This is a genomic window from Synechococcus sp. MIT S9509 (assembly GCF_047303035.1).
Taxonomy (GTDB): Bacteria; Cyanobacteriota; Cyanobacteriia; order PCC-6307; family Cyanobiaceae; genus Synechococcus_C.
This window is the reverse complement of record NZ_CP138940.1, coordinates 2447879-2473100: the sequence shown is the minus strand read 5'-3', so window position 1 is coordinate 2473100 and position 25222 is coordinate 2447879. Positions and strand designations below refer to the sequence as shown.

At 57.0% G+C, this 25222-nt stretch carries 22 protein-coding genes; 13 read left to right on the top strand and 9 right to left on the bottom strand.

Going from position 1 to position 25222, the window contains the following annotated elements:
* Positions 1–21 precede the first annotated feature (21 nt).
* The 3 genes from SIB73_RS13755 to SIB73_RS13745 are packed head-to-tail and all read left to right on the top strand — an operon-like array spanning position 22 to position 3159.
* Positions 22–417, top strand: coding sequence for a dual specificity protein phosphatase family protein (locus tag SIB73_RS13755; RefSeq protein ID WP_413439633.1), 396 nt, complete (start codon positions 22–24; stop codon positions 415–417).
* Between the two features lie 17 nt (positions 418–434).
* The gene (locus tag SIB73_RS13750) at positions 435–1781 is read left to right on the top strand and encodes a hypothetical protein (protein ID WP_413404249.1); all 1347 of its coding nucleotides are present in this window, start codon (positions 435–437) and stop codon (positions 1779–1781) included.
* A gap of 28 nt (positions 1782–1809) precedes the next feature.
* Complete coding sequence (locus SIB73_RS13745) at positions 1810–3159, top strand: glycosyltransferase (RefSeq protein ID WP_413404251.1); 1350 nt, start codon at positions 1810–1812, stop codon at positions 3157–3159.
* Between the two features lie 162 nt (positions 3160–3321).
* On the opposite strand, the gene SIB73_RS13740 is transcribed toward SIB73_RS13745, so the two are convergent.
* Positions 3322–4071, bottom strand: a complete 750-nt coding sequence (locus SIB73_RS13740; protein WP_413404252.1) for a hypothetical protein — start codon at positions 4069–4071, stop codon at positions 3322–3324.
* 60 nt (positions 4072–4131) lie between these two features.
* Between SIB73_RS13740 and SIB73_RS13735 the strand changes: the two genes are divergently transcribed.
* Genes SIB73_RS13735 through SIB73_RS13720 form a run of 4 tightly spaced genes read left to right on the top strand, consistent with a single transcriptional unit; the run spans position 4132 to position 7655 of the window.
* Positions 4132–5139 (top strand): glycosyltransferase family 2 protein, encoded by a 1008-nt coding sequence (locus tag SIB73_RS13735; protein WP_413404253.1) that lies wholly within the window; start codon positions 4132–4134, stop codon positions 5137–5139.
* Complete coding sequence (locus tag SIB73_RS13730; protein ID WP_413404255.1) at positions 5136–5987, top strand: HlyD family secretion protein; 852 nt, start codon at positions 5136–5138, stop codon at positions 5985–5987. Before SIB73_RS13735 ends, SIB73_RS13730 begins: the two co-directional genes overlap by 4 nt.
* Positions 5965–6795, top strand: coding sequence for a glycosyltransferase family 2 protein (locus tag SIB73_RS13725; RefSeq protein WP_413404256.1), 831 nt, complete (start codon positions 5965–5967; stop codon positions 6793–6795). Before SIB73_RS13730 ends, SIB73_RS13725 begins: the two co-directional genes overlap by 23 nt.
* Complete coding sequence (locus SIB73_RS13720) at positions 6774–7655, top strand: glycosyltransferase family 2 protein (protein WP_413439632.1); 882 nt, start codon at positions 6774–6776, stop codon at positions 7653–7655. Before SIB73_RS13725 ends, SIB73_RS13720 begins: the two co-directional genes overlap by 22 nt.
* Before the next feature lie 115 nt (positions 7656–7770).
* Here SIB73_RS13720 and hisS read toward each other — a convergent pair whose 3' ends face one another.
* Entirely contained in the window at positions 7771–9102 is a 1332-nt protein-coding gene (hisS, locus tag SIB73_RS13715) for a histidine--tRNA ligase (RefSeq protein WP_413406142.1), read from the bottom strand.
* Positions 9103–9177: 75 nt separating this feature from the next.
* Here hisS and galE point away from each other — a divergent pair, with 75 nt between their 5' ends.
* Together galE and selD are read left to right on the top strand one after the other, a co-directional pair.
* Entirely contained in the window at positions 9178–10245 is a 1068-nt protein-coding gene (gene galE, locus SIB73_RS13710) for a UDP-glucose 4-epimerase GalE (RefSeq protein ID WP_413404260.1), read from the top strand.
* Positions 10245–12410 (top strand): selenide, water dikinase SelD, encoded by a 2166-nt coding sequence (gene selD / locus SIB73_RS13705; protein WP_413404263.1) that lies wholly within the window; start codon positions 10245–10247, stop codon positions 12408–12410. Before galE ends, selD begins: the two co-directional genes overlap by 1 nt.
* 77 nt (positions 12411–12487) lie before the next feature.
* Here selD and SIB73_RS13700 read toward each other — a convergent pair whose 3' ends face one another.
* The 3 genes from SIB73_RS13700 to SIB73_RS13690 all read right to left on the bottom strand — a co-directional run bounded on the left by SIB73_RS13700 (position 12488) and on the right by SIB73_RS13690 (position 17230).
* Positions 12488–13327 (bottom strand): sulfotransferase, encoded by an 840-nt coding sequence (locus tag SIB73_RS13700; protein ID WP_413404265.1) that lies wholly within the window; start codon positions 13325–13327, stop codon positions 12488–12490.
* Positions 13328–13631: 304 nt separating this feature from the next.
* Positions 13632–16019: a UvrD-helicase domain-containing protein gene (locus tag SIB73_RS13695; protein WP_413404267.1), complete on the bottom strand. Its 2388-nt coding sequence runs from the start codon at positions 16017–16019 to the stop codon at positions 13632–13634.
* Positions 16016–17230, bottom strand: coding sequence for an O-antigen ligase family protein (locus SIB73_RS13690; protein WP_413439631.1), 1215 nt, complete (start codon positions 17228–17230; stop codon positions 16016–16018). The genes SIB73_RS13695 and SIB73_RS13690 overlap by 4 nt, the downstream gene beginning before the upstream one ends.
* Before the next feature lie 66 nt (positions 17231–17296).
* On the opposite strand from SIB73_RS13690, the gene SIB73_RS13685 reads away from it, so the two are divergent.
* Complete coding sequence (locus SIB73_RS13685) at positions 17297–18319, top strand: KpsF/GutQ family sugar-phosphate isomerase (protein ID WP_413404270.1); 1023 nt, start codon at positions 17297–17299, stop codon at positions 18317–18319.
* A 32-nt stretch (positions 18320–18351) separates the two neighbouring features.
* Positions 18352–18915, top strand: a complete 564-nt coding sequence (locus SIB73_RS13680) for a KdsC family phosphatase (RefSeq protein ID WP_413404273.1) — start codon at positions 18352–18354, stop codon at positions 18913–18915.
* Between the two features lie 13 nt (positions 18916–18928).
* On the opposite strand, the gene SIB73_RS13675 is transcribed toward SIB73_RS13680, so the two are convergent.
* Entirely contained in the window at positions 18929–20176 is a 1248-nt protein-coding gene (locus SIB73_RS13675) for a CCA tRNA nucleotidyltransferase (RefSeq protein ID WP_413404275.1), read from the bottom strand.
* Positions 20177–20367: 191 nt separating this feature from the next.
* Here SIB73_RS13675 and SIB73_RS13670 point away from each other — a divergent pair, with 191 nt between their 5' ends.
* Positions 20368–21249, top strand: coding sequence for a glycosyltransferase family 2 protein (locus SIB73_RS13670; RefSeq protein WP_413404277.1), 882 nt, complete (start codon positions 20368–20370; stop codon positions 21247–21249).
* Positions 21250–21273: 24 nt separating this feature from the next.
* On the opposite strand, the gene SIB73_RS13665 is transcribed toward SIB73_RS13670, so the two are convergent.
* The 3 genes from SIB73_RS13665 to SIB73_RS13655 are packed head-to-tail and all read right to left on the bottom strand — an operon-like array spanning position 21274 to position 24292.
* Entirely contained in the window at positions 21274–22734 is a 1461-nt protein-coding gene (locus SIB73_RS13665) for a hypothetical protein (RefSeq protein ID WP_413404279.1), read from the bottom strand.
* 6 nt (positions 22735–22740) lie between these two features.
* Positions 22741–23568 (bottom strand): 3-deoxy-manno-octulosonate cytidylyltransferase, encoded by an 828-nt coding sequence (gene kdsB, locus SIB73_RS13660; RefSeq protein ID WP_413404281.1) that lies wholly within the window; start codon positions 23566–23568, stop codon positions 22741–22743.
* Positions 23569–23575: 7 nt separating this feature from the next.
* Complete coding sequence (locus tag SIB73_RS13655) at positions 23576–24292, bottom strand: hypothetical protein (RefSeq protein ID WP_413404283.1); 717 nt, start codon at positions 24290–24292, stop codon at positions 23576–23578.
* Between the two features lie 76 nt (positions 24293–24368).
* On the opposite strand from SIB73_RS13655, the gene kdsA reads away from it, so the two are divergent.
* Positions 24369–25220, top strand: coding sequence for a 3-deoxy-8-phosphooctulonate synthase (gene kdsA, locus SIB73_RS13650; RefSeq protein ID WP_413404285.1), 852 nt, complete (start codon positions 24369–24371; stop codon positions 25218–25220).
* The last annotated feature ends 2 nt before the right edge of the window (positions 25221–25222 follow it).

Here is a 25222-nt window from a genome sequence, read left to right as displayed (position 1 = left end):
ATCATCTTGATCATTTACAGGATGCAGAAGTCCGGGCAGTGCTCAGTCTTTGCGACACAAATGAAGCTGAACCACCGCTATCTCTTCAACAACGTTTTATTTGCCGCCGACTTGTATTGCCCGACCATCGCATCAACAGAAGCCTCGAACTCAATGAACTCCACTCACTCGGCGCTAACACTTTTGAAAAGCCTTCAGCCTGAAGGCCCAGTGTTTGTGCACTGCGTTGCTGCCATGGAGCGTTCCCCCTTGGTCTGCATGGCATGGCTTGTGGAACACAAACACCTGCCTCCCACAGACGCCTTGGAGTATTTAATGCAGCTCCATCCTGGCACCAATCCACTTCCACAACAGTCGTCTATTCTACGCGAACTACAATTCGCTAAAAATCGCAGCGAAGACCAACTAGCTGCATGAAAATAAAGCATTCAATAATGCCAGGGGTAGTATTGCTGTTTGCTGGCTCAGCAAACAGCCAGGATTTGCAGTGGGAATTGGTACCGCCTCCACCTCCAGTACCAACCGATTCCTCTTCAATAGCAACCCAACAATCCGCCAGGCTGATCTGGGAACGAGTTCTTCCTGAGTCGAATTCCGATTCACCGCTATTCACATCTGAATCCAGTGTTCTCTCAGTTGGAGAGACTGATCCAACATTGGTGTGGGAGCCAGTAGGAAACGATGATGTCATCGTGCTTGAGGAAGAGCAACCCATCACCATTGAAGACTCCACTCAAGCAATTCAAACGGCCTTACGAACGCTTGATGAAGAGTCTCCAACCTATGCAAGCTCTAGGGCGTTGCTTCGCAATGATCGCTGGCACCCACAAATCAGTTACCTCATCCCCAACGGCTATGGCCCTAAAGGCTTCATTTTTGATGGTGTCATCACAGGAACTGATTGCACCTTAGGCAAAGGTCCTTGCGAGCAGTTCACGACCTTTTCGAACTGGCAAAAGTCAATTAATACTCAAGCCAATGGCAGCACCTACTTCAATGTGGGATTTGGAGATACACAATCATGGGGCGGAATTCTCATTACAACCAGCGCAGAAACCATTTCCGGTGCCTTTGGAAATCGCTTTCGAGGGGGGAGTACTACTGTTTTCAAAAAAACGAACATTCTCCAAGGTATACAAACCGGGTTGCATTACTCCAAAGCCATCGGCCCCGACACATCGTTCAGAACCGGCGTCGAAAACTGGATCACGTGGGACAGCGAAGACTTCACCTTCTCTGATATGACCAGAAACTTTTATTTCGTAGGCAGCCAACGATTCCGGTTGAAAAAATCAACCAACGAGAGCAAGTGGTTCCGCAATGCTTACTTAACCCTAGGAGTCGGCAATGGTGAATTCAAGCCCATCGAGCAGACGTTCAAGGATCAGACCTTAGCCCTTAAAAATGCAGGCTGTGCAACATATGGGTTTTCACCTGAGACTCCATGCAGCAACGAAAGTTTCAAACGCGCTTTACGAACTGGGAGCGACTATGGACAAATCAATCCGATTGGAGCTGTTTCGATCGAAATTGTTGATGGCTTGCACCTTCTCAGCGAATGGTCGGGGCGTAACTTAAATGCAGGCTTGAGCTGGAGACCGTTCAAAGAGGTTGGTTTTGTGATCACTCCAATGATTGAAAGCATCGTTAGAAATTGCGAATACCCGGGTTGTAAAATCAAACCAATCAGCAATTTTCCCGAACGAGTGCCCTTACCAGATGTTGTTCTGACAAGCAGAGCGCGGCTGAGCCTACAAGCATCATTTCAGGTTCAATTTTAAAGCCATTAAACATAGGCCCCTCTAGTCAATGAGAATCGGAATTGTTTGCTTTGCATGGGGGAAAGAGCATCGTGGTGGACTTGAAACGCATGTTTCAGGTCTGGCAAAACTATTAAGCGATTACGGACATCAGGTTTTCATTCATTGCATCAACGATAAAACCATTGAGAATCAATACCACCAAAAAGGCAGATGGGAAGGCAAGCTTCACATTGAACAAACAAATTACAATTACTCTGATACACGTTGTCTTTTTGACTCTCAGCGCGTTCCCCAGGCTGAGATCATTCTAAAAAAATGGATCAATCACAACAAGCTCAACATTGTTGATTTTCACCATAATCTCTTTTTCGGCATGCGATCCATCCGCGCCTGCAGTGAATTGGTGCCGACTGTTGTGACGCTGCACGACTACTGGTGCATCGATCCACAATGTTCATTATTCGACTCTGAGCATTCCATCATCAAACCCAACGACCATAAAAAATGGGAGCAAAATTCACTTAGGGCTTCAGATCGCACACTTAAAAGTCTAGAATCTGCAGAGTATTACATCCCTCCGCAAGCCAACAAAATCAATCCTAGCCATAGAATCAGTCTTAAATCAGCCTGGGCTCGATACAGTAACCAGATGCTGGAATACGCTAATTCGATCATTACACCCTCCAAAGAAGCTGCACATGTTCTGCGCCAACATGGCATCACCCATTCAATCAGAGTCATTGAGAATGGGTTGAACCTTTCATTCCCTCGCGGGCAAGTTGCCAATGAAAACAAGCTTCAATCAACCTCAAGTGCTACTACCAATCAAATTCGGGTCGGAATTCTGGGCAGCGTTGCACCGCACAAAGGTCAACTAAAGTTTTGCGAAGAGGCCTTAAAGGCAGAACTGCAAAATCATTTCAAGATTGAAGTCCATGGGCCCATACCAGAAAACTATCAAGGAGACCGATCAAGTCAGATTAAAATTTGCGAACTTGCCAAGTACTATCCCAATTTTTTAACCCTTAACGGTCCCTACGACAAAGAAGATTTAGCTTCAATATTCTCACAATTAGACATCGTAGCCATGCCTTCTGTCTGGCACGAAGTTTACGGATTTGTCGCTCGAGAGGCTCTCGCCTATGGCCTCCCAGTCATTATCACTGACGCAGGGGGTCTTGCCGGGTTGAGCAATCGTGAAGGAGTTTTCACGTTGCCCATGGCCAAAACAAACCTTTGGGGCAAGCTCCTGAGACAAGGTCTAGAGGAAGGACCTCTCTATAAATGGACGTACCAACGTAGGAAAGGAATCCCGATGCCCTCTGATTCCATCCCGAGCAATCAGGATTGCGCCAGAAAAGTAGAGTCACTTTATAGATGTCTGATTTCAGCTTGACCAATCAGTTGTCGAGTTAATTTCAAGCCAACCCAATAATCAAAAGATCGCCAAAGCATCCACCAAAACGAGTTTCAACTGGCACAAGTAAAACTCTACGGAAGCATTCCTCACTCACTTTTGAACATAATTAAATCATCACCGTTAATCTCTCAGTCTTATTCAAGGCCTGAGCAAATCGCGGTAGAGCAGAGCCGCCCGGCGGTACTCACCCTCAGACTCCAGGGCATCAGCCAGTGCTTCTTTGACCGAACGTTCTTCAGGCTTGAGCCGGTGCAGATCCTGAAGCAGAGCCAAGCCCTCCAATCGGCAGGGATGACCACGCTCCTGCTCAAGCCCAACACGTGCCCACTGCAACCAACGTTTCTGGGTCACGGCATCTGGATTCAACTGAAGCCACTGGCGACGCAGCTGCAGTGCCGCAAGCGATTGTCCAACCTGCATCTCTGCCGTGGCCAGATTGCACAGCAAGGGTTCCCGCAGTTCGCGAGGTAAAGCGGCCAAGCCAAGCTGATGGAGAGGTCTCAACAGATCGAGAGCTTCCTGGTACTTTTTTTGGGTCAGCAGAGATGCCGCCAGATTGAGAGCGTGCTGCGGTGACTTCGGATCCGCTGCTCGGGCCGCCGCAAAGGCTCGCCAAGCATCCTCCTGTTCTCCTAGCAAAAGATGGGCTTTGCCCCGCAGGCTGTGACCTGAAGCGGGGAGCTCTCTGGAACCATTGAGTGAGAGCAGTTCGGCCACACCTGCCAGCACCTGTTGAGCTGAGCTGACATTGAGTTCCTCGGCTAGTTCATCAACGCGAGCCTCAAGATCGAGATCACTGCCCCTCAAGGAAGAATCGTCTGCTTTACGGCCGTCGCGCTTGCGTTTTCCCGGTTTCCTCGAGCTGGAGCTTTTACGGGCGCGAGCCATGGCCGTGAACTGTGATCAGACGTGACAGCATCATCACTCCAATCACCGCTCTTCATATCCTTGGCCGCACAGCCTGGCCAGCAACTTTCGCTTCGACCAGCCATCAGCGTGGTGATGCCGATGCGCAATGCAGCCCACTGGTTGCCGGTTCTGCTGGCAGCTCTGGTGCGCGAATGGTCAACCGGCTTTGAGCTGATCGCGATCGACGATGGCAGCACTGATGCATCGGCAGCGGTTTTCAAAAGGCTCTGCGCCCAATGGCCGTCTGAGCGCTGGACACTGCTGAACGGGGGCGGGGAAGGGGTCTCCGCAGCACGCAACCGAGGCGTTAGGTATAGCCGGGCCAAAGTGATTGCCTTCATCGATGCCGACGACCGCCCCATGCCCGGTCGCCTTGCTGGACCGTTGCAGATGCTTCAAAACGACCAGCAGCTCAGCCATGTGCACGGCGGCTGGTGGCGATGCGATGCCAATGGCTGTTTGCAGCATCCAGTCCGCCCCTGGCAGGAGGGCGCTGGCTTCACCTGGGGCAACTTCATGGAACACAAAGCCGTGCTGCCCAGCGCCTGGACCGTGCGGCGCGATGCTTTCCTCGCCGTTGGAGGCTTCGATCCATCGATCCGCCATTCAGAGGATGTGGACCTGCTGCTGCGACTGGCTGCTGGCAAACATCGTGGTGCCTGGATCGAACAGGAGCTGGTGCGTTACCGGATTCACAGCAGCAATGCCAGCGCAAGGTTGCAGCCGCAGTTGCATGGCCTGCTGGCAGTGATGGAGAAACATCTCAACACATTGGGCACTCTCCATGAAGCCTGGGTCCGAGAGCAGCGGTACAGCACCACCACCTGGGCCGTCTGGCAAGCCTGGCAAGCAGGTGATGTCGACTTTGCACTGAAGCTGCTGAGCCAGGCCCTGCAGGATTGTCCGTACCCCCTGGTTCGCAGGCCCGTGCACCTGATCGAAGTAATGGCCCGCAGCAGTGCGCGCATCGGTGAGCACTTCGACAGAGGCCAACTGCTGAGCAGCAGGTTTTGGCAAAAGGCCGAACCGTTACTGCTGGCCCGATGAGCAGTGAGGCCACCACCTGCGCAGACCATGCCCAGGCCCTGGTGGTGCTTGACCCGCGCGTGCAACGCAGTGAAGTGGCGGAACTGCAGAGACAACTGGAGGCGGAGGTCAGCCGCCAGCGATCAGCGATGGCCCGGATACGCGAACGCATCCGCGGGCTGGAGCGCCAACTCGATCTTGACGAACAGTTGTTGGCTCCACTGCGGCGCTTGGCGGCAGAAGAAGGCAGCTCCCAGCTCCAGGTGATCGGGAAAGAGCGACAGCTGGAGGCAACCCGTCGTGAGCTGGCGGTTGCCAGAGAAGAAGAACAGGTTCTCAATTTCGAATCGCAGCGAACCCAGTCGCAGCTGCGAGCCGATCTGGTGGATGCCCGCTCCAAGCTTGACTTGGTCACCCTGCGTGCACCGGTATCCGGCACCGTGATCGACCTGAAGGCCCAGACAGACCAGGTCGCCAACGGCAACGAACCGCTGCTCAAGCTGCTGGTGCCCAATGATGAACTGCAGGCTCAGACCTTGGCCAGAGATTCAGACATCGGCTTCATCCGATCGGGACAAACCGCTGAAATTGCTTTCACCAGCTACGACAAAAGCGTTTACGGCACCATGCCGGCCAAGGTCAGCCTTGTGAGTCAGGACTCACTGCCTCCTGAGCCTCCCTACGACTATCCGCACTTTCAAGTCAATTTGGACCTCAGCGGACAGTCATTGAAGAAAAACGGCCAAAGTTTCGAATTGCAGCCAGGCATGGCCTTGGACGCTCAGATCAAACTGCAAAAACTGACGCCTCTGCAACTGTTTTTCAGTCGCCTCTCAAGAACAACCGATGCCGTCCGCAGCATGCGCTGACGTGTCCTGGGGCTTGAACAATCTGCGGGCGCTACTGGTGGTGATTGCCCACCACCCGCCAAAACAACATGTCGAGCGGCTGAAGACCTGCCTTGACCAACTGCCCAGCGATTTTGCCTACGCGGTTGTGATTAACAGCCATTGCCCTGGCGAGGCCGCTGAAGATCTGCTGCCCGCAGCGGCCCTTAGCATCGTGCAGCGATCCAATCCTGGGTACGGGCGCAGCTTCAATCAGCTCTGGCAGCAATGGTGTGATCAACGCAATGAGCCTCCTCTGGTTGCGGTGCTCAACACCGACCTGTCCTGGGATCCCGAAATCTTTGAGAGGTTCGCCACTTGGCTGGAAGAGCATCATGACATCACAGCAGCCACACCAGAGCTGCGCTTCCCCAATGGTCAGCGTCAGTTTCTCTGCAAACGCAATCCCACCCTGTTGGCCCTCGTCAGCCGTCGCTGCATCCCCCGCCGGCTCAAGCCCAGACGTCTGCGCCGTTACGACAACTGGTACACGATGCGCGACAAGCCTTACTCCCATGTGTTCGCCTCGAGCTATCTGAGCGGTTGTTGCCTGTGGATGCGCGGTTGGGCCGTGCAAGCCGTCGGAGGTTTTGATCCACGCTTTTTTCTCTACTTCGAAGACGCCGACATCACTCGCCGACTGGCCGCACATGGTCCAACAGTGAATCTGCCGATCTGCACAGTGACCCATCACTGGGGGCGCGGGAGCTACCGCAACATCTGGCTCACCCTGGTGAACCTCCACAGCGCCTGGCTGTATTTCCGCAAGTGGGGACTGCGATGGTGGTGAATCTGGAGGTGGTTCTCGCAACCTTCAACGGAGAGCTTTTCCTGGAACAGCAGCTGCAAAGCTTGTGGCGACAGGATCTTCGCCCAGATCAGCTCATCGTTTTTGATGACGGCTCCACAGACTCCACCAGCAACATTCTTGAGCAGTGGCAGCAGCGTCACCCCGCCTGGATCAAGCGCTTGCCGCCTGCCAGTGAACGACTTGGACCCACCGCAGCATTCAACAGGCTGCTGCAGCAGAGCTCTGCCCCATACATCGCCCTTTGTGATCAGGATGATGTCTGGCACCCGGAACGGCTGGCCACGGGCCTGAACATTCTCAAGCAGGTGGAGGCAAGCCATCCCTTTGGATCACAGCAACCCTTGCTGCTCCATTCCGATGCTGAACTGATCAACTCCGAGGGCAGGCCACTCAATCGCACGCTGTGGCAATGGCATCACTACGGTGGCGAACTACCAGGGTTGATTGAGCTTGCTCAACACAACTCGGTCACCGGCTGCACGATCATCCTGAATCGAGCTTTGCTGCAACAGGCTCTGCCGATAACAGGTGATGCAGTGTTCCATGACCATTGGCTTGCGCTGGTCGCCAGGCACAAAGGGAAGATCCTCAGCTGCTCTCGGCCTTTGTTGGCGCATCGGCGCCATCGCCACAACAGCAGCGGCAAACACCCACATTGGAGAGGCAATGCAGGCCTTGCCCTTCGGCGCTGGCAGGCAAAACATCAGCAATGGAAATGCTTCTGTGCTCGCTATCGACTACCTGCGCAGAAAAGCCTGTGCTGGTGGCCCAGGGCCGCAATCAATCCCATCATGAGAATCAATTCCCTGAGCAGGGCAAAATATATGCGCAGTCAATGAGCCCATACTTTGCTCATTGCAGACAAGGAATCAATCACCAATTAATCACACAGACACTCAGCAAAAAAGCAAAAGTGATTTGCGCATTACAAGCATGCAATGCGCAAATCAAAGATCATTGTTGATCAAATTGTGTGGCAATGGTGATGTCACTTTCGTCGCACGCAAGGATGTCGATCACCATTTGCCAATCCGCCATCGCCAAAGAACGCTCCTCACCCTTGTTCTGAAGGGGTTTCAACAGAAACCTGGCCTCAGCAGCCTCCTCATCGCCAATCACCGCAGCCCATCTGGCACCACAGCGATCCGCACGCTTGAACTGCTTGCCAAAAGCAGAACCTGAGCCGTCAAGCTCAACGCACACACCAGCAGCCCGTAACTGCCGCGCCAACACCAGAGCAACAGCCTCAGCCTGTTCGCCGCGGTTCACCAGATAAAGATCAGGAGCACGGGTAGCCGCAAGACGTGAAGCTGCACCCACTGGATCAGCTGCTGCCGCAGCTTCAAGCACCAGCAACAGCCGTTCCATCCCCAGTGCCCAACCCACTGCTGGTGTGGCTGGGCCACCCAGCTGATGCACCAAACCGTCGTAGCGACCGCCACCGCACACCGTGGCCTGAGCTCCGAGCTGATCGCTGGTGATCTCAAAAGCGGTGTGGCCGTAGTAATCGAGCCCTCTCACCAAACGGGTATTCAGCCGAAACGGAATCTCCATTTGAGCCAGATAGGCCTGCACTGCCTGGAATCGTTGAGAGCTCTCTTCACTGAGAGCGTCCAGCAATGTGGGAGCCTCTGCGAGCAGCTGCTGCGTGGCAGGGTTCTTGCTGTCGAGAATGCGCAGAGGATTGGTGGTCAATCGCTGCTGAGAATCAGGATCCAACCGCTCAGCGCGGGCCTGGAGCCAGGCCACAAGCTCGGCGCGATAACGCTGACGATCGTCAGTGGTGCCAAGGCTGTTGATCTGAAGTTCAAGACCAGAGACTCCCAGGTCAAGGAGCAAATCCCAGGCAAGGGCGATCACTTCAGCATCACTCCGAGCTGAGCCAACTCCCAGCCACTCAACGCCAATCTGATGGAACTGCCTCTGACGACCAGCCTGCGGCCGCTCATACCGGAACATCGGTCCGCAGTACCAGAGCTTCTGGGAGCCGTGGCTCAGCAGTCCATGCTGCAACACTGAGCGCACGACTGAAGCTGTCCCCTCTGGACGCAACGTGCAAGAGCGATCTCCGCGATCCCGGAAGCTGTACATCTCCTTACCCACCACATCAGTGCCTTCACCGATGCCGCGGGCAAACAGATCCGTGACCTCCAGCAGAGGTGTACGGATCTCCTCGATCCCAGCGCAACGGAAATGAGTCCTGGCCACGGCCTCCACCGCTTGCCAGCGACGTGTCTGAACAGGCAGCAGATCCACCATGCCGCGCAGGCTCTGCAGCTGACTCACACCATCCTCACCAGGGCCATTCATTCTGCCCTTGCAAAGACAGTCAGACTCGAGGTTCTGCCATAGGTTCTGGAAATGACTCAGATCCTGATCACCGGAGGCGCGGGCTTCATAGGCAGTCACACCTGTTTGGTGTTGCTGCAGGAGGGGCACAACCTGATTGTGCTGGACAACCTGAGCAACAGTTCACCGGTTGCTCTTGAGAGGGTGGCCACACTGGCTGGGTTGTCATCCTATCCAGATGACCGCGAAGGGCGACTGCAACTGATCAGGGGCGACATCCGTGACAGGGCCTGCCTCGACCAGATCTTCAGTCAAGCCAAAACGATCGGCCAACCACTCCAGGCCGTGATTCACTTCGCCGGGCTGAAGGCCGTTGGCGAATCAGTGCGCGAACCTCTCCGCTACTGGGACGTGAATCTGACTGGCAGCCGATGTCTGCTGGCGGCCATGAACGACCACGACTGCCGCACCCTGGTGTTCAGCAGCAGTGCCACGCTGTATGGCTACCCGAACAGCGTGCCCATCCCCGAATCAGCAGCTGTTCAGCCGATCAACCCCTACGGCCACTCCAAAGCGGCGGTTGAAAGGATGCTGCAAGACCTTGCCGCCAGCTCTCCCAATCAATGGAGCATTGCTTGTCTGCGTTACTTCAATCCTGTGGGCGCTCACCCCAGCGGCGCAATCGGGGAAGACCCGATGGGCATCCCCAACAACCTGTTCCCTTTTGTGTGTCAGGTGGCCATCGGGCGGCGTGAATTAATGCAGGTTTTCGGCGGCGACTGGCCCACCAGCGACGGCACCGGTGTCCGCGATTACATCCATGTGATGGATCTGGCGGACGGCCATCGTGCTGCTCTCGACTGCCTGCTTGCTGAACCGGCTCAGCTGCTCACCCTCAATCTGGGCAGCGGCCAGGGAGCCTCGGTGCTGGAGGTGCTCAGGGCCTTTGAACGAGCCAGCGGCCGCGAGGTGCCCTACGAGATCGTGGCTCGCCGCGAGGGAGATGCCGCTGCCACCGTTGCCGATCCCGCCCTGGCACTTGAACGGCTCGGCTGGCGAACCCAACGGTCCCTCGACGACATCTGCCGAGACGGCTGGGCCTGGCAGTCGGCCAATCCATCCGGCTACGGCGCCCCCTGATGAGCGGTCTTGTGCTGGCCGGTGGTGGACACAGTCATGCGCTGATCCTGCGCCGCTGGGCCATGCAGCCAGGACAACGCCCCAGCGAGCTGATCACCCTGGTGAACCGCACGAGCACAGCCCTCTACTCAGGTATGGTGCCGGGCCTGATCGCGGGGATCTATCAACGGCACCAGGTGGCCGTCGACCTGCGCAAACTGGCCGACCAAGCCGGCGTGGCCCTGGTGGTGGCCGACATCACCGGCCTGGACCTTCAGAAACGTGAGCTGCAACTGGATGAGCGGCCAGCACTGACCTACGAGCACCTCAGCCTCAACCTGGGTGCCGAGACGTCAAGGAACTCCTCGACCAATTCCGAACTGGTTCCCATCAAACCGCTGGAGCCGGCGCTCGCCTTCCTGGGCCGCCAGGACCAGCTGATGGTCGACAGATATTTTGCCGCCTCCGCGTTTCAGGTCGTCGGCAGCGGTCTGGCCGCGGTGGAAACGGCCCTGGCCCTCAGGCAACGCTGGCCCAGACGACCTCTCGTGCTGCGGATCCGACCCGAACACCTGAAACAGGTTTTGCGACATGCCCTGCACAAGGCGGACATCCAGATCGTTGAAGCGGGTGCACCGAGTTGCACCGAGGAGCTCCAAGCGACTCCTGGACTTCTCTGCACCGGTAGTCGAGCTCCGCACTGGCTTACAGAGAGTGACCTGCCCTGCTGCTCAAGCAGTGGCCGCATCCGCACGGAAACAAGCCTGCAGGTCGTTCAACAGCCTGGAATCTTTGCAGCCGGCGACTGCGCGGTGATCGATGCACATCCGCGTGCACCCTCCGGTGTCTGGGCTGTGCGAGCAGCGAAACCACTGGCCCGCAACCTGGAGGCCGCCTGCGCAGGTCAACCCCTGCAGAGCTGGCGCCCGCAACGCCAGGCCCTGCAGCTGCTGGGAGGATTCAACAACCGGCACCCCACAGCCTGGGCACTGAGGGGCTCACGCCTGGTCGGCCCCCATCCGCTGATCTGGCGCTGGAAGCAAGCCATCGATTGGCGCTTTATGGCCAGGTTCGAGCCCCGGCAGGCCATGGAGCCAAACGAAACCATGGCCTGCCGGGGCTGTGCCGCCAAACTTCCGGCTGGTCCACTTGAAAGCGCCCTCGCTCAGGCAGGCATCGCAGCGCTGGGAACAGACCCGGAGGATGCCGCTGTCCTGCCTTTGAAAACCACCAGGCCCTTGGCTCCAGTGCTGCAAAGCGTGGATGGTTTCCCAGCCCTGGTCAGTGACCCCTGGCTGAACGGTCGACTGACTGCCCTGCATGCCTGCACCGACCTCTGGGCCTGCGGGACCCGTGTTCTGGCTGCCCAGGCCATTGTCACCTTGCCCGAGGCCAATGACTCAACCCAGCAGACCCTGCTGGCGCAGACACTGGCTGGGATCCGTTCCGCTCTGAATGAGCAAGGCGCCGAGCTGATCGGTGGACACACCCTGGAAGCCCGAGATGGTCTCGCCCAGCCGCCGCTCAGCCGGGCTGTGCAGGTGACCCTCAGCGTCAGCGGACAGTCTGATTCAGCCTTCTGGCCCAAAACGGGGCTTCAGGCAGGAGACCGACTGCTGCTCAGTCGACCACTGGGCACAGGAGTGCTGTTTGCTGCGGCCATGACCGGTGCTGCCCCGGCCTCTGCGTTGGACACTGCTCTCAAACAGATAGGCAGCAGCCAGCATTGTGTGCTGGAGGAACTTCTGGATCTGCAACTCGAACATCCAGATGCCATCCATGCAGCAACGGACATCACAGGCTTTGGGCTGCTGGGCCATCTGGGCGAAATGCTGCGCGATCCTGGCCTGAAGGTGGTGCTCAATGGCCCACAGATCCCTGCGCTGCCTGGTGCTCTCTCCCTGCTGCAAAAGGGCTATGCGAGCAGCCTGGCCCCATCCAACCGACGGGCCTGGAGCTTGTTGGATGCGAGCTCATTGCAACTTCACCTGAATGACATCGACCCGGGCAGCAAAGAGCATCACGCCCTGCTCGAGCTGCTGGTCGATCCGCAGACCTGTGGACCACTGCTGATCAGCGTGACATCTTGCATTGCCCACAAACTGACCTGCCAATCCCACAGCGGCTGGACGGAAATCGGAAGCGTGCAAAAGCTGAATCAGCCGACGTCGGACAACCAGAGTTGAATATTCACTTTGATGCCCCATCGAACTTAACCCGATATCAGATCAGGAATCACTTAATTAATAGTATTCAATTGAAATCAGGAAGCAGCCTTTGTAGGCTTCAACCATGGCCGAAATACTTTAAAAAGCCTGTAACTTCTCAAGCGCACGGGCAGTGTTTGAATGAAAATTCTGATTTTGAGTCGCAGACTCAACTCGCGGCGCCAGGACCGGTCCAAATGAATCACATCTGATGATTCGCGCCGCATTCTGTTACCGCCCACATCTCTGATCACTGAACTTCGCCAACTCAACTGCGACTCTTCGAAACAGAGTCCAACATCCTGCATTACCCGAGACATTTCTTGGCGAGGATTCCGCGCCAGACGCTCATAATAAACAAGCGAATGTCGAGTACCAATTAGGGATCGGCGTAAGTTAAAAAAATATTTGTTGTAGTTGAAGATTGGATCACAAAGATCCTTACTTTTACGGCGAGCACTGTTCAACGTTCCGAAAGGACCGCGATGCAGCCAAACAGGAACCAAATCAAAATTAGCACCACAAGATACTGCCCTTAGCAATCCCTTTAGGCGCAGCAAATTCTTAGAAGAATCCACAATAAACGAGCATCCACTCACCGATACCAGCGCCGAATACAGCGCCTGATTGTCACGAATGAATTTCCGCTCATCATTACAATCTCTCAAGGCCAATTCATGCAAGTCAAGTCCAATTGATTCGTGAACAGAGGCGGCCACCTTGCTCCAGAACGGGCAATCGCCTGGCTTCAATCCATGACACGTGCACGTTTGATGCTGAAGCAACTTTTTCAGCTCACCAACACTGACCACCTGACTATGAGCATTCATCAATAATGCCAAAAGCGTCGAACCACTGTGCGGACGACTGGCGATATAAATAACTGTCGGCTTCAAACGAATCACATTCGATAGTTACACCATACCGCAAGCATCAACAATCACAGTGAAGCGAGGGGTCACATCACCAACAACCAGAACTGATAACCGCCTCAGAGTCCACCCATTGCATTCAAAAGCTACTCAACAACAACGAAATAATGACTCTTTGAGTTCAGAGTCAACGAACAAACAACAACTCCAATTCCATCGACAACGTTGTCGCGATGGCACTGATCAAGCGGAACCTGATCATGCGCAGCAACATTAAAAAAGAGCTGATCAAAAAACCCTCCACGGCTGATGATGGTCTGACCAGCACTCAGACGGGTTCGATCGGTGCCAGGCGCGGATCAAGGATCTTGGGCCCCATGCCGGCAAATTTGACAGCGATCGACACTTTCTCGCCGCTCCCGAAGGTGTGGGTCACTTCACCTTCCCCGAAGCTGCTGTGCACAACCCTGTCGCCCACACTCCAGCTCTTGCCTGGAGCAGGGCCCGCCTGACGGCGGCGTACGGCGTTCGCCGGGGCACTCTTTTCGCTGGGCGTGCCGCGATCCACACGGGTAAGCCGATCGAGCCGCTGCTCTCTTCGGATCGCTGCACCACCGGAACGGGGGATCTCACCCTGCACAAGAGCCTCGGGCAGCTCAGAGAGGAACACACTGGGCACAGCTGGTTCACGCATCCCACCCCAGAGGCGGCGCTCACTGGCATGGGAAAGAAACAGCCGCTCTTTGGCCCTTGTGATGCCGACATAACAAAGGCGTCGCTCCTCCTCCAGAGAGGCCGGATCGTCCAGTGATCGATAGCTGGGGAAGAGCCCCTGCTCCATGCCCACCAGGCAAACCACTGGGAATTCCAGACCCTTGCTGCTGTGCAGTGTCATCAAGGTCACTCGATCAGCGGCCGTGTCCTTGCTGTCGGCGTCGCTGGCCAGGGCCGCCGAAGCAAGGAAGCCCTCGAGATCGCCCTCATCATTTTCTTCCTGGTACTGCAGACCCGCATTGACCAGCTCCTGCAGATTGCGCCGGCGTTCCTCCGCTTCATCGGTGCCCTCGGTGATCAGCTCGCTCACATAGCCGCTCTGCTCCATCACCTGCTGGATCAGCTCCGAAGGAGGGGTGTTGTGTAGGCGTTCACGCAAACCATTGATCAGTTCACAGAACTGCAACAGCCCCCTGGCGGATCGCCCCCCCAGGGAACGCACGGCTTCAGGGTCACTCACCACATCCCAGAGCGGAATTCCCAGCTGATTGGCCGCATCCGTGAGCCGCTGGATGGTGGTCTTACCGATGCCTCGCTTGGGCACGTTGATCACCCGCAACAGGCTGACGGTGTCAGCCGGGTTGATCATCAGACGCAGATAGCCGAGCACATCCTTGATCTCGCGACGGTCGTAGAAGCGCAGACCACCGACCACCACGTAAGGGATACGCCAACGCACGAGCGATTCCTCCAGTGCCCGTGACTGGGCGTTGGTGCGGTACAGACAGGCCATATCCCCCCAGCTCAGTTCGGGGTTGGCGGCCTCCATCGTGCGCAGCCGATGCACCACAGCTTCGGCCTCGGCGATTTCGTCATCGCAGCGGGTGAGCGAAATCAGCTCCCCTTCACCGCGGGTGGGGCGCAGCACCTTGTCGATACGCTCACTGTTGTTGGAGATGAGGGCGTTAGCTGCCTCCAGAATCGTTGCGGTGGAGCGATAGTTTTCCTCAAGCTTCACCATCGTGCGCGTGGCTTCATCTGGCGCCTGATCACCGAAGTCGTCCTGAAAGCCCATCAGAATCGTGAAGTCAGCAGCGCGGAAGCTGTAGATGCTCTGGTCGGCATCTCCCACCACGAAAACGGAACGCCCCGACCAGTTGTCGTAAACCTGGGGATCCTTGCCATCGGTCACCAGCAGCTTGATCAGGTCGTACTGCGTGCGGTTGGTGTCCTGATATTCATCCACCAGCACGTGAGCGAAGCGGCGATGCCAGTAACTGCGCACCTGCTCGTTCTGCTGCAGCAACTGCACCGGCAGTAGCAGCAGATCATCGAAGTCGAGAGCGTTGTTGGCCGCCAAAGCCTTGCGGTAGCGGCGGTACACATCCGCTGCGAGCTTGCCCCGCTGCCCCTCGGAATTGGCCTCCATCTGATCCGGTAGCCAGCCCTGGTTTTTGGCATTGCTGATCGCCCAGCGCACCTTCTTGGGCTCAAAACGCTTGGGATCGAGCTGCAGCTCCTGGGTGACGATCTCCTTGACGAGACTCTGGGCATCGGCCTCGTCATAGATCGAGAACTGCTTCGTCCAGGTGAGTCCCTCCTTGTCTTTGAACTTGTCGATGTCGTAGCGCAGCATGCGCGCGAACAGGGCGTGGAACGTGCCGATCCATAGTTCCTTGGTCACCTCGCGATAGATGCGTGAGCGCAGCTGCCGCTGTTCCACAGGAGGCAACGTGCTCCAGGGCTGTCCGAACTGACTCTGCGCCAGACGCTGAGCCAGCAACAGCTCAAGACGCTCCTTCATCTCGCGAGCCGCCTTGTTGGTGAAGGTCACGGCAAGGATCTGGGATGGATCAGCGCCGTGTTCACCGATCAGGTGAGCAATGCGATGGGTGAGAGCCCGTGTCTTACCGCTGCCTGCTCCTGCGACCACCAGCAGCGGACCTTCATGGTGATCCACCGCCCGGCGCTGGGCGTCGTTGAGGCCGGCGAGAAAACTCATGGGCTGATGGTACGGGAGTTCTCCTGTGATGGCGCCGAGGAAACCTGTGGAACCGCCCAGGCGATGGCCAGCAGGTAACCACTGACCACCTGCTGCAGGGACGTTTTCAGCAGCGTGGACTCCACCAGAGAGGCAGACAGGATGAACAGCGCGCAGGCCAGGCCTGTCAGGCAGAGCGGTGCGGCATCACCGGAAAGCCCGATGAACAGCCGTTGAAAGATCAGAGCCAGAGCGATCGCCATCAGCACCAAGGTGACCAGGCCCTGGTCCGCCAACGCCTGCACAAAGACGTTGTGGGCATGGGGAATTCCAGTGGTTTTTTCGGGAAGAAACACCTTGCTGGCGCAGTGATCAGAGACCCGGTCATACCCCTGGCCCGATACCAGGTCGGGGAATGAGCGCAGGGCCTGACGCACAAAACAGCGAGCCACCTCTGCGCGTCCAACATCGCTTGGATCAGCTGCAGCAACAGGGCTGGAGGGCCAGTACAGCGTCAGGTTGAACAGCAAAGAAAGCAGCAGCAGGGAAGCCGCCAGGAACCGAGCTCTGCGTGCCACCCACTGACGATGACGCCAGCACAGCTCCACGACAACGACTGCTGCAAGCGGGAAAAACAGTGCAGCCCGGGATCCCGAACCGCAGACCAGCAGGTAGCTCAGGCAGCCGAGGACTGCGGCAAGAATGGATCTCCAGGGACGTTGCTCAGTACGCCAGAGCCCGTAGCCCACCAGTGAGAACAGGCCATAGAGGTAGGCCGAACGATTGATGGTGATCTTCTGAATCCGAACCGCTCCCTGGGGCAAGGCATCTCGGAGGGCCGTCCAGGGAATCGCATCCAGGTTGCCGTTGAAGCGGGAGAACTCCACAAATGGCAACGAGACGATCACCGTCGCCAGCACCACCCAAAGCGCAATCCGCCATTGATCCCTGGTTTGCTGAAGACCGGCCGCGAACGCCAGCAACACCAGCAGCAGATCCGTGGGAGCGGATCCGCTGACGGGATGAAGCACCGCACTGAGGATGACGGCGAGCACGCCGATCAACACCCCATAGACCGGTTGGGAGGGCAGCCATCGCAGAAACTTGAGGCCAAGCCAGACCGCCAGAATCCAAACCATCCCAGCTGGATTACCGCTTCGCTCCCAAAGCAGGCCCGAGAGCGAGAGCGGAAGCAGCAGATCCAGCCAGGGAGACTTCAGGTAGGTGAGCAACCCTGCCAAAAAACAACGATGAAAGGCTCCCCAGCCTGCCAGAACCAAACGGGACGAACATTTGGCATGAACGAGAATGCCGACAGTTGCGATCCCTCCAGCGTGTCTGCACTCACTCGCTGCCTGCAGGAGGAAGCGGCCGCCATTGCAACGGCAGCGGAGAGACTGCGCAGCGATCAGGTGGAGGGAGCCCTCAGCCTGCTTGCACGCTGTGCAGACAGAAAAGCAAAGCTCGTGATCACGGGAGTGGGCAAAAGCGGCATCGTGGCGCGCAAGATTGCCGCCACCTTCTCGTCCATCGGTCTGATGGCCCTGTTCCTGAATCCGCTGGATGCTCTGCATGGAGACCTTGGGGTTGTGGCACCCGATGACGTCTGCCTGCTCCTCTCCAACAGCGGCGAAACCAGCGAACTGCTGGCCATCCTTCCCCACCTGACACGCCGGGGTACAGCGCGTATCGCGCTGGTGGGCCGCGCCGATTCTTCACTCGCTCTCGGCAGCGACGTGGTGCTCGAAGCCTCCGTTGACAGGGAAGTGTGTCCCCTCAACCTGGCACCCACAGCCAGCACCGCCGTGGCCATGGCCATCGGTGATGCGCTGGCAGCCGTCTGGATGGAACGGCAGGGCATCTCGCCTGCCGATTTCGCCCTGAACCACCCCGCCGGCTCTCTTGGCAAGCAGCTGACGATGACCGTGGCTGATCTGATGATCCCGTCAGCCAACCTGAAACCAATCAACCCGCAGACACCTCTGCCGGAAGTGATCAGCACACTCACCCAGGGCGCCATTGGCAGCAGCTGGGTGGAAAACCCTGCCATTCCAGGTCACCTCATCGGTCTGATCACCGATGGCGACCTGCGGCGGGCACTGCGCGATCACGGTTCCGAACGCTGGCCGACACTGACCGCTGAAGAGTTGATGACGCCTGACCCGATCACCATCGATGCGGATCTGCTGGCGGTTGAAGCGATCCAACGCATGGAGCACAACCGGCGCAAGCCGATCTCCGTGCTGCCGGTGGTGGATGCCAGTGGGCAACTGAGTGGTCTGTTGCGCCTGCATGACCTGGTCCAGGCCGGACTGGCCTGAACGAAGAACCTTTCAGGAAAGGACCCATCAGGATGCAACGACTACTGCGTGAATGGCACTGGCAACGGCTGAAGAGACCACTGGCGGAACTGCGGCTGCTGGTACTGGATGTGGATGGTGTGCTGACAGATGGGGGGCTCTGGTTTGATCCGGAAGGCCGACTGCAGAAGCGCTTCGATGTTCGCGATGGTCTCGCCCTGAGGCTGTTGCAGCAGGCGGGGATCCAGCTTGCTTTTCTCAGCGGTGGACGTGGCGGTGCCACTGAAGTGCGGGCACACCAGCTGGGTATCGAGCACTGCCTGGTGGGCATCAAAGACAAACCACCTGCCCTGACAGACCTGCAGGAGCAACTGGGAGTCACGGCACAGCACACCTGTTACCTGGGCGATGACCTCAATGATCTGGCTGTGCGCAGCAGCGTTGGACTGCTGCTCGCACCGCTTGACGCCTGTCGACCACTGCGCCGGCAAGCGGATGCCGTACTGAATCATCAAGGTGGCCATGGCGCCGTGCGCGAACTGGCCGAGCGGATCCTGAAGGCCCGCGGGGACTGGAGAGAACTCGAGCAGAAGGGCTGGCGGGACCGCAACGACTGAGCCCCTCCCAGCTTCAGCGCATCTGCTGGAGTTGCTGTTCCCGCAGTCTTCGAAGCGTGTCGCCAAGCTCGGGGCCTGGGCGCATGCCCTGAGCCATGAGCTCTTTGGCACAAACCGGTGACGACACATACCGCCAGCGCCCCCACCAGCGCAACAGCGGTCGCCGGAAGGGGGCGTTGTCAAGCACTGCGAGAGCCACGACCTCAGGAGACCAGCGCTTCTCCTCCAGTTGCTGCGTCCATTCCAAAGCTCCCCAACAACTCCAGTCCTGCTGTTTGAGCTCGAGCAGCAGCCACCGACGCAGGTCGATCAACCCCTCAAGCCAGATCTGCTGCTGTCTGGGAATCTGCAATCGCGCAGCCAATGGCAACGGATCCATCGCTGCAGCCACCAAAACCAGCAGGGCTGGTAATCCCAGACGTGCGCCCTGACCCAGCCGCCGAGCGAGGCGAGGTTCCCTTTGCAGCCCTTCATCCAGCAAAGGCAAGGCTGACCATTGCTGCAGAAGCTGCAGCGCGTCATGCCATGGCTCTCGATCCAGCAGGAGCTCCAGCTCCATGCGCAGCCGGGTTCCCAGGGCTGGAGGGACCGCATCCAGCGGATCTCCCGGCCGCCACAACCAGGGCCAGACAATCAGTGTTGCCTGAATCTGCGCGAGAGCATCAGGCGCCAGAACAAAACCCAGTCGTGCGCAGTAGCGGGCACCGCGAACAATGCGTGTGGGGTCATCCGCCACGCTGTTCTCATGCAGGAAGACCAGTTGACGCTTTGCCAGATGGTCCTGACCACCGTGGGGATCACACAGCTGATGGGATCCGTCTGCCCCAAGCAGCAAAGCCATGGCATTCACCGTGAAGTCACGGCGAGCGAGATCCTGCTCCAAGCAGCCGGGCTGAACCAACGGGTTCTCACCAGGTGCGGGGTAGATCTCCGTGCGGGCACGGGCCACATCGAGCAGCACTCCATCAAGCACCAGGTCCGCAGTGCCGAACTGCTCATGAAGATGCACCTCTAAGACACGCTCACTGCCGTAATGCTCCTGAACACACTCAACAAAAGCGGCACAGGAGCCTTCCAGTAGAAAATCGAGATCCGGGAGATCACGCCAGGGATCACGATGCAGCTGATGAAGCATGGCGTCGCGAACAGCACCACCCACCAGTGCCAGCCGACTGCTGCCCGCACTTTTTGCCTGCTTCACCAATGCAGCGATGAACGACGCGGGAACTCCAGGGAGGGAGATGCGGAGATCGTCCTTCATGCCGCCCCGGCCTCAATCGCCGCAATGCACCTCAGAATGATCACGCAAAATCAGCATGCGGCACAACCGGGGCCGCAGCGATCGAGTTTGCCAACGCAAGCAACACTGGCCACTGACAACGAGGGCAGGCAGAAAGATCTTGAAAAGATGAAAGGATCATCAATTAGGGTGTGATCGAGAAAAGAGAAGCAATGAAGACATCAATAATTATTCCCTGCTACAACGAAAAAAACGCCATTCGCGACACAATTGAATGGATTTTGTCGGTGATTCGTGATTCAAAACTGAAGAATGTGGAGATCATTGCCGTGAACGATGGATCCACAGATGGATGCGAACAAGTTCTCAACGCTCTCACCAAAGAACACCACTCGGACGATTTACTGGTGGTCCATCACAAGCGCAACCAGGGATACGGAGCTGCTCTGAAAACTGGAATACGACGAAGCCAGAGCGATTACATCTGCATCACTGACGCTGACGGGACCTACCCGAATGACCGCATTCCTGATCTGATTGAGCAGATCAGCAGCAAGGACCTCGACATGGTGGTTGGAGCTCGAATAGGACCCAACGTTGAATACTCCAAGATCCGCTCAATCCCCAAGATGATCCTGGTGCCCTGGGTGTCGTTTCTCTGCGGCACAGAAGTCCCTGATATGAATTCGGGTCTGCGGATCTTCAGACGCGATCGATCACTCGATTTTCTCAAACTGCTTCCCGATGGTTTCAGCTTTACGACCACCATCACCATCTGCCTGCTGCGCAATCGCTACGCCGTTGAATTCACACCGATCAGCTACGCCAGACGAATCGGCAAAAGCCACATCAAACCAATCCAAGACACGCTGCGCTTCACTCAGCTGATTCTGCGCACCGGCATGTATTTCGCGCCGCTGCGCCTCCTGTCTCCGCTGATCGTTGCCCTGGCAACACTCTTCAGCATCAGCAGCCTCTACGACTTGACGATCCTCAACAACCTCACCGACAAGACCGTGCTTCTGGGATTCGCAAGCCTGAATGTGTTCATGTTTGCGCTGCTGGCCGACATGATCGATAAACGATCCCGTTAACGCTGCTCTCAAACAACAGAGCTCTCAGATCAACCTGACAGGAGGCATTGCGGCGGAGGGAAGTCGGCTGAAAAGTCTTGCGCCGAGATCGACCGCAACCATGGTTAAACAAACGATTGCAGCTGGGATCAAAGGCATTGAATATCGCGGCAGGAAATGACTGAATAGGCTGTAAAAAGCAAAGAACGAGAACGGCACAATCGAGACAAAGAGCCAGGAGAGTCTTCGCTCAAGCAATGCCAGAGCAGGGGCCAGAAGCAGAGACCCGTAAGCCGCAATGTTCAACACAATGCTCGGCCATCTTTTCGCTCGAAATCCCCAGATCCCCCTCCAACCAAGAGGAACACTTGTGACCAGAGCATTCAACGGCCGCTCTTGAAAACGTCTTAGAGCCATGGATTTTTTCTGATCACCATCAAGAGACAACGACCACGGTATGGCCCTCTTTCCGCGTTGATAAAAAGAAAGAACATCAGCGAACCTGCCCTCCTCGAGGGCCAGTCGATCACAGTCGAGTTTTCGATTGAACACTGCAAGCCTGCCTTCACAAGAAAAATCGTCACTGGAAAGCTTCATCCAAGGGCCCAGAAGATCACGGCGTACAGCGATCGGGGCATAGGCATAAAAAGCATCGACAAACTGGCTGCCAGTCATTTCATTGAACACCGATCGAATCATCAACACATCGCCTCCACCCTCAGCAATCACAGGCTTGGAAAAATGGATCTGATTCCGAACCAACCAAGGCATGACAGCCAGTGCGAATCCAAATGACACAGCAAGCAGCGATATCCAGAACTTTCGACTGATTCCAGAGAGTGCCAGAGCAATGAGCGGAAGCAGGGCCAGTGCCACATAGGCTCCCGTCGCCTTCGTGAGAGCCAGCAGTCCAAACACCACTCCCGACACCAGCAACCAGAGCCACGACCGCGTACGGGCAGCCAGCAGCAGCATGGCGCTGAGCCAGACCAGAATCATGCCGGCAATCAACTCGGTGTTCATTACATCGATCGTCTTCAATACGAAAAAGTGATTGACGATCAAGATCTGAAGTCCAGCCAACCCATGCGCAGCCAGCAAGGGTGAAAAAACCAGCGCTGCTATCAGCCACAAGCCAAAAAACAGTGCAGCAGCCCAGACAAGGTTGATCTGCTTGACAACGAGAAGGAAGGCATCGCTGAATGGCTCATTGGCCTGATCCAGGAGACCAGGGGAGAGCACATTCGCAACCCTCAGGTAAAAGGCCAGCAGAACGTTCGGGACAGGCTCACGCCGAAAACCCGGCACCACGTCCGGCGAAATCGGCAAGCTGCTGTAAGTCCCGTATCGAGCAAAGTTGATGCTTGAACGAACATTCTGAGTTGCATCATCACCAAGACCATCAGGACTGATCACATCAAAATCCTGGACCAACAACCAGACAATCAAAAGCCCTACAGCCGCTGCTGTGATGGTGGTCAGACGTCGGATGAAGGTTGCTGACATGCCGCTCTAGACGGAACAGCCAGCAAGTCGCCGTGCCTGTTCCAGCTGCTCGGGCGTATCCACCGACAGAGACGTTCCTTCCACAATGAAGGTGGCAACCGTATGGCCCGCCTCAATCAACCGCAACTGCTCCAGCCGTTCCAGATCCTCCAGCGGTGAAGCAGGCAACTGATCCCAGCCCGCGAGCACATCTCCACGAAAGCCATACATGCCCACATGGCCCCAGAAAGACGCGTGCTGATGCCAGTCCGCCGGATCGACATCGCGCACATGGGGCACAGCTGAGCGCGAAAAATAAAGGGCCCGACCGTCATGGGCCAGCAGCGTCTTCACCACCGCAGGATTGTGGATTGTGGACGCGGCGAGTCGATACACAGGTGTCACGACAGCCGGCACCGGATCACGCTTGCCGAACTCCTGCACCATCTGCGTCACCACAGCGGAATCGAGGAACGGCTGATCTCCCTGCACATTGATCACTGCAGTGCTCGACAGCCGTTGCTGACGCTGAGCCGAATCCCATTCAGAAGCCTGTTCCCCCCAGGCCAAAGCCACCAGTTGATCCGACACGGAGGCGATGCGCTCACTGCCGGAACTGCAGGTCTCTGCCGTCATCAACACGGGAAAGCCCCAGGCCGACGCCAGATCATGCAATCGCTGACTGTCGGTACACAGCACCACAGAGGAGGGACCTTGCGCCTGCGCACAACGGTCCAGCACACGCTGGATCATCGGCTGTCCGCCGATGTCAGCCAGAACCTTGTCGGGCAGGCGCGATGAAGCCAATCGAGCTGGCACTGCCACAACTGAACGCTGAATGGTTGAAGGCCGCATCACTGGATCAGTCCCAGAACTTCATGGCGTCATCACGCGCACCGAACCACTCAGCAGCAAGAACGCCACCCATGGTGCGCTGCTCGCGAAACCAGGGTCCTCCCAGAGTCCAGTGCAGCAGACGCGGTCCGCCATCACCGACGGCATCAGGGGGCGCCTCCTGCACATCAACGAGATGGTTCCATCCGGAATCAAGAGCTCCGATCTCATGATCTCCCTCAAGCCAGTGGAAGCGATGTAGCTCCAGCCCGGTGGCCGTGTTGACGTAATCAACCGTGAGTTGCAGGCAACGACTGCAGTTCAGCAACATCAGTGAGCTCCAGTTCTTCTTCGGATAGGCGCTTTGCACTTCGCCGAGGAACTTGACCGTCTCACCGGGCACGTGCTCATGCTGTACGCACATGGCACCAAAGCGGTCATCACGCAACTCCCAGAGTGACTTGATGTCGCCTCTGCAGAGCATGTCGCAGTCCATGAAAAGTGCCCAGCCCTCGTAGCCCATCAAATAAGGCACCAGGAAGCGTGTGAACGAGAAGGCGGTGCTCTGCTTCGGATCGCGTTCGCGCCAGAACAGCCCTTGAGCTTCCAGCTGTGGTGTGACCAGCGGTGTGATCGCCAAAGGCACCGAGCTGTGCTGATAAAGACTGTCGATCAACACGTTGGTGGCAGCCCGCTCACGCGGGTCGTAACCGATGAAAATCGGGATCGGACTCACCGTCACCACTGATTGCACTCTCTGCGGCGCAGGTTACGGCCAACAAAGGCACGAGACGTAAGCTTTCGCCCGCAGCTCAGACAACATGACCGCGCGGCAGGTCACCCTTGGATCGATCAGCTTCGCCAACAACGCCCCCTTTGTGCTGATCGGCGGCGTCAATGTGCTGGAGTCCAGAGACTTTGCTCTTGAAGTCGCGGGGCATTACAAGCAGATCTGCCGGAAGCTCAACATCCCGTTGGTCTTCAAGGCCTCCTATGACAAAGCCAATCGATCATCGATTCATTCCTACCGCGGCCCGGGGCTGCTGAAAGGGCTGGAGATTCTGAGCGAGGTCAAGGAAAGACACGGAATTCCTGTGATCAGCGACGTTCACAGTCCTGAGCAGGCCAAACCTGCAGCCGCGGTCTGCGACATCATCCAGCTGCCTGCCTTTCTGGCCCGGCAGACCGATCTGGTGGAAGCGATGGCACGCACTGGATCAGTGATCAACATCAAAAAACCACAATTTCTGAGCCCATCACAGATGGGAAATCTCGTTGAAAAATTCAGAGAGTGTGGCAACGACCAGCTGCTGATCTGTGAGCGAGGAAGCAACTTCGGTTACGACAACCTCATCGTGGACATGCTCGGCTTCGGGGTGATGAAGCAGTGCTGTGATGATCTGCCTCTGATCTTCGATGTCACCCACGCACTTCAGTGCCGTGATCCGGGTGGTGCTGCCTCAGGTGGGCGCCGCAGCCAGATTGCTGATCTGGCAAGAGCAGGAATGGCAGTGGGGTTGGCTGGCCTCTTCCTTGAAGCCCATCCAGATCCAGATCATGCCCGTTGTGACGGCCCAAGCGCACTGCCACTGGACCTGTTGGAACCTTTCCTGCAGCAAGTGAAAGCGATCGATGATCTGGTGAAAACACTGCCCAACCTGACCATTCACTGAAT

Bases quoted from the DNA above. Each gene is read 5' to 3' on its own strand.
- SIB73_RS13685 (WP_413404270.1), top strand. From the start codon at position 17,297: ATGAACGAGAATGCCGACAGTTGCGATCCCTCCAGCGTGTCTGCACTC.
- SIB73_RS13675 (WP_413404275.1), bottom strand. From the start codon at position 20,176: ATGAAGGACGATCTCCGCATCTCCCTCCCTGGAGTTCCCGCGTCGTTC.
- kdsA (WP_413404285.1), top strand. From the start codon at position 24,369: ATGACCGCGCGGCAGGTCACCCTTGGATCGATCAGCTTCGCCAACAAC.
- galE (WP_413404260.1), top strand. From the start codon at position 9,178: ATGACTCAGATCCTGATCACCGGAGGCGCGGGCTTCATAGGCAGTCAC.
- SIB73_RS13755 (WP_413439633.1), top strand. From the start codon at position 22: ATGCAGAAGTCCGGGCAGTGCTCAGTCTTTGCGACACAAATGAAGCTG.
- SIB73_RS13725 (WP_413404256.1), top strand. From the start codon at position 5,965: ATGCCGTCCGCAGCATGCGCTGACGTGTCCTGGGGCTTGAACAATCTG.
- SIB73_RS13665 (WP_413404279.1), bottom strand. From the start codon at position 22,734: ATGTCAGCAACCTTCATCCGACGTCTGACCACCATCACAGCAGCGGCT.
- selD (WP_413404263.1), top strand. From the start codon at position 10,245: ATGAGCGGTCTTGTGCTGGCCGGTGGTGGACACAGTCATGCGCTGATC.
- SIB73_RS13670 (WP_413404277.1), top strand. From the start codon at position 20,368: ATGAAGACATCAATAATTATTCCCTGCTACAACGAAAAAAACGCCATT.
- kdsB (WP_413404281.1), bottom strand. From the start codon at position 23,568: ATGCGGCCTTCAACCATTCAGCGTTCAGTTGTGGCAGTGCCAGCTCGA.
- SIB73_RS13750 (WP_413404249.1), top strand. From the start codon at position 435: ATGCCAGGGGTAGTATTGCTGTTTGCTGGCTCAGCAAACAGCCAGGAT.
- SIB73_RS13695 (WP_413404267.1), bottom strand. From the start codon at position 16,019: ATGAGTTTTCTCGCCGGCCTCAACGACGCCCAGCGCCGGGCGGTGGAT.
- SIB73_RS13745 (WP_413404251.1), top strand. From the start codon at position 1,810: ATGAGAATCGGAATTGTTTGCTTTGCATGGGGGAAAGAGCATCGTGGT.
- SIB73_RS13680 (WP_413404273.1), top strand. From the start codon at position 18,352: ATGCAACGACTACTGCGTGAATGGCACTGGCAACGGCTGAAGAGACCA.
- SIB73_RS13730 (WP_413404255.1), top strand. From the start codon at position 5,136: ATGAGCAGTGAGGCCACCACCTGCGCAGACCATGCCCAGGCCCTGGTG.
- SIB73_RS13740 (WP_413404252.1), bottom strand. From the start codon at position 4,071: ATGGCTCGCGCCCGTAAAAGCTCCAGCTCGAGGAAACCGGGAAAACGC.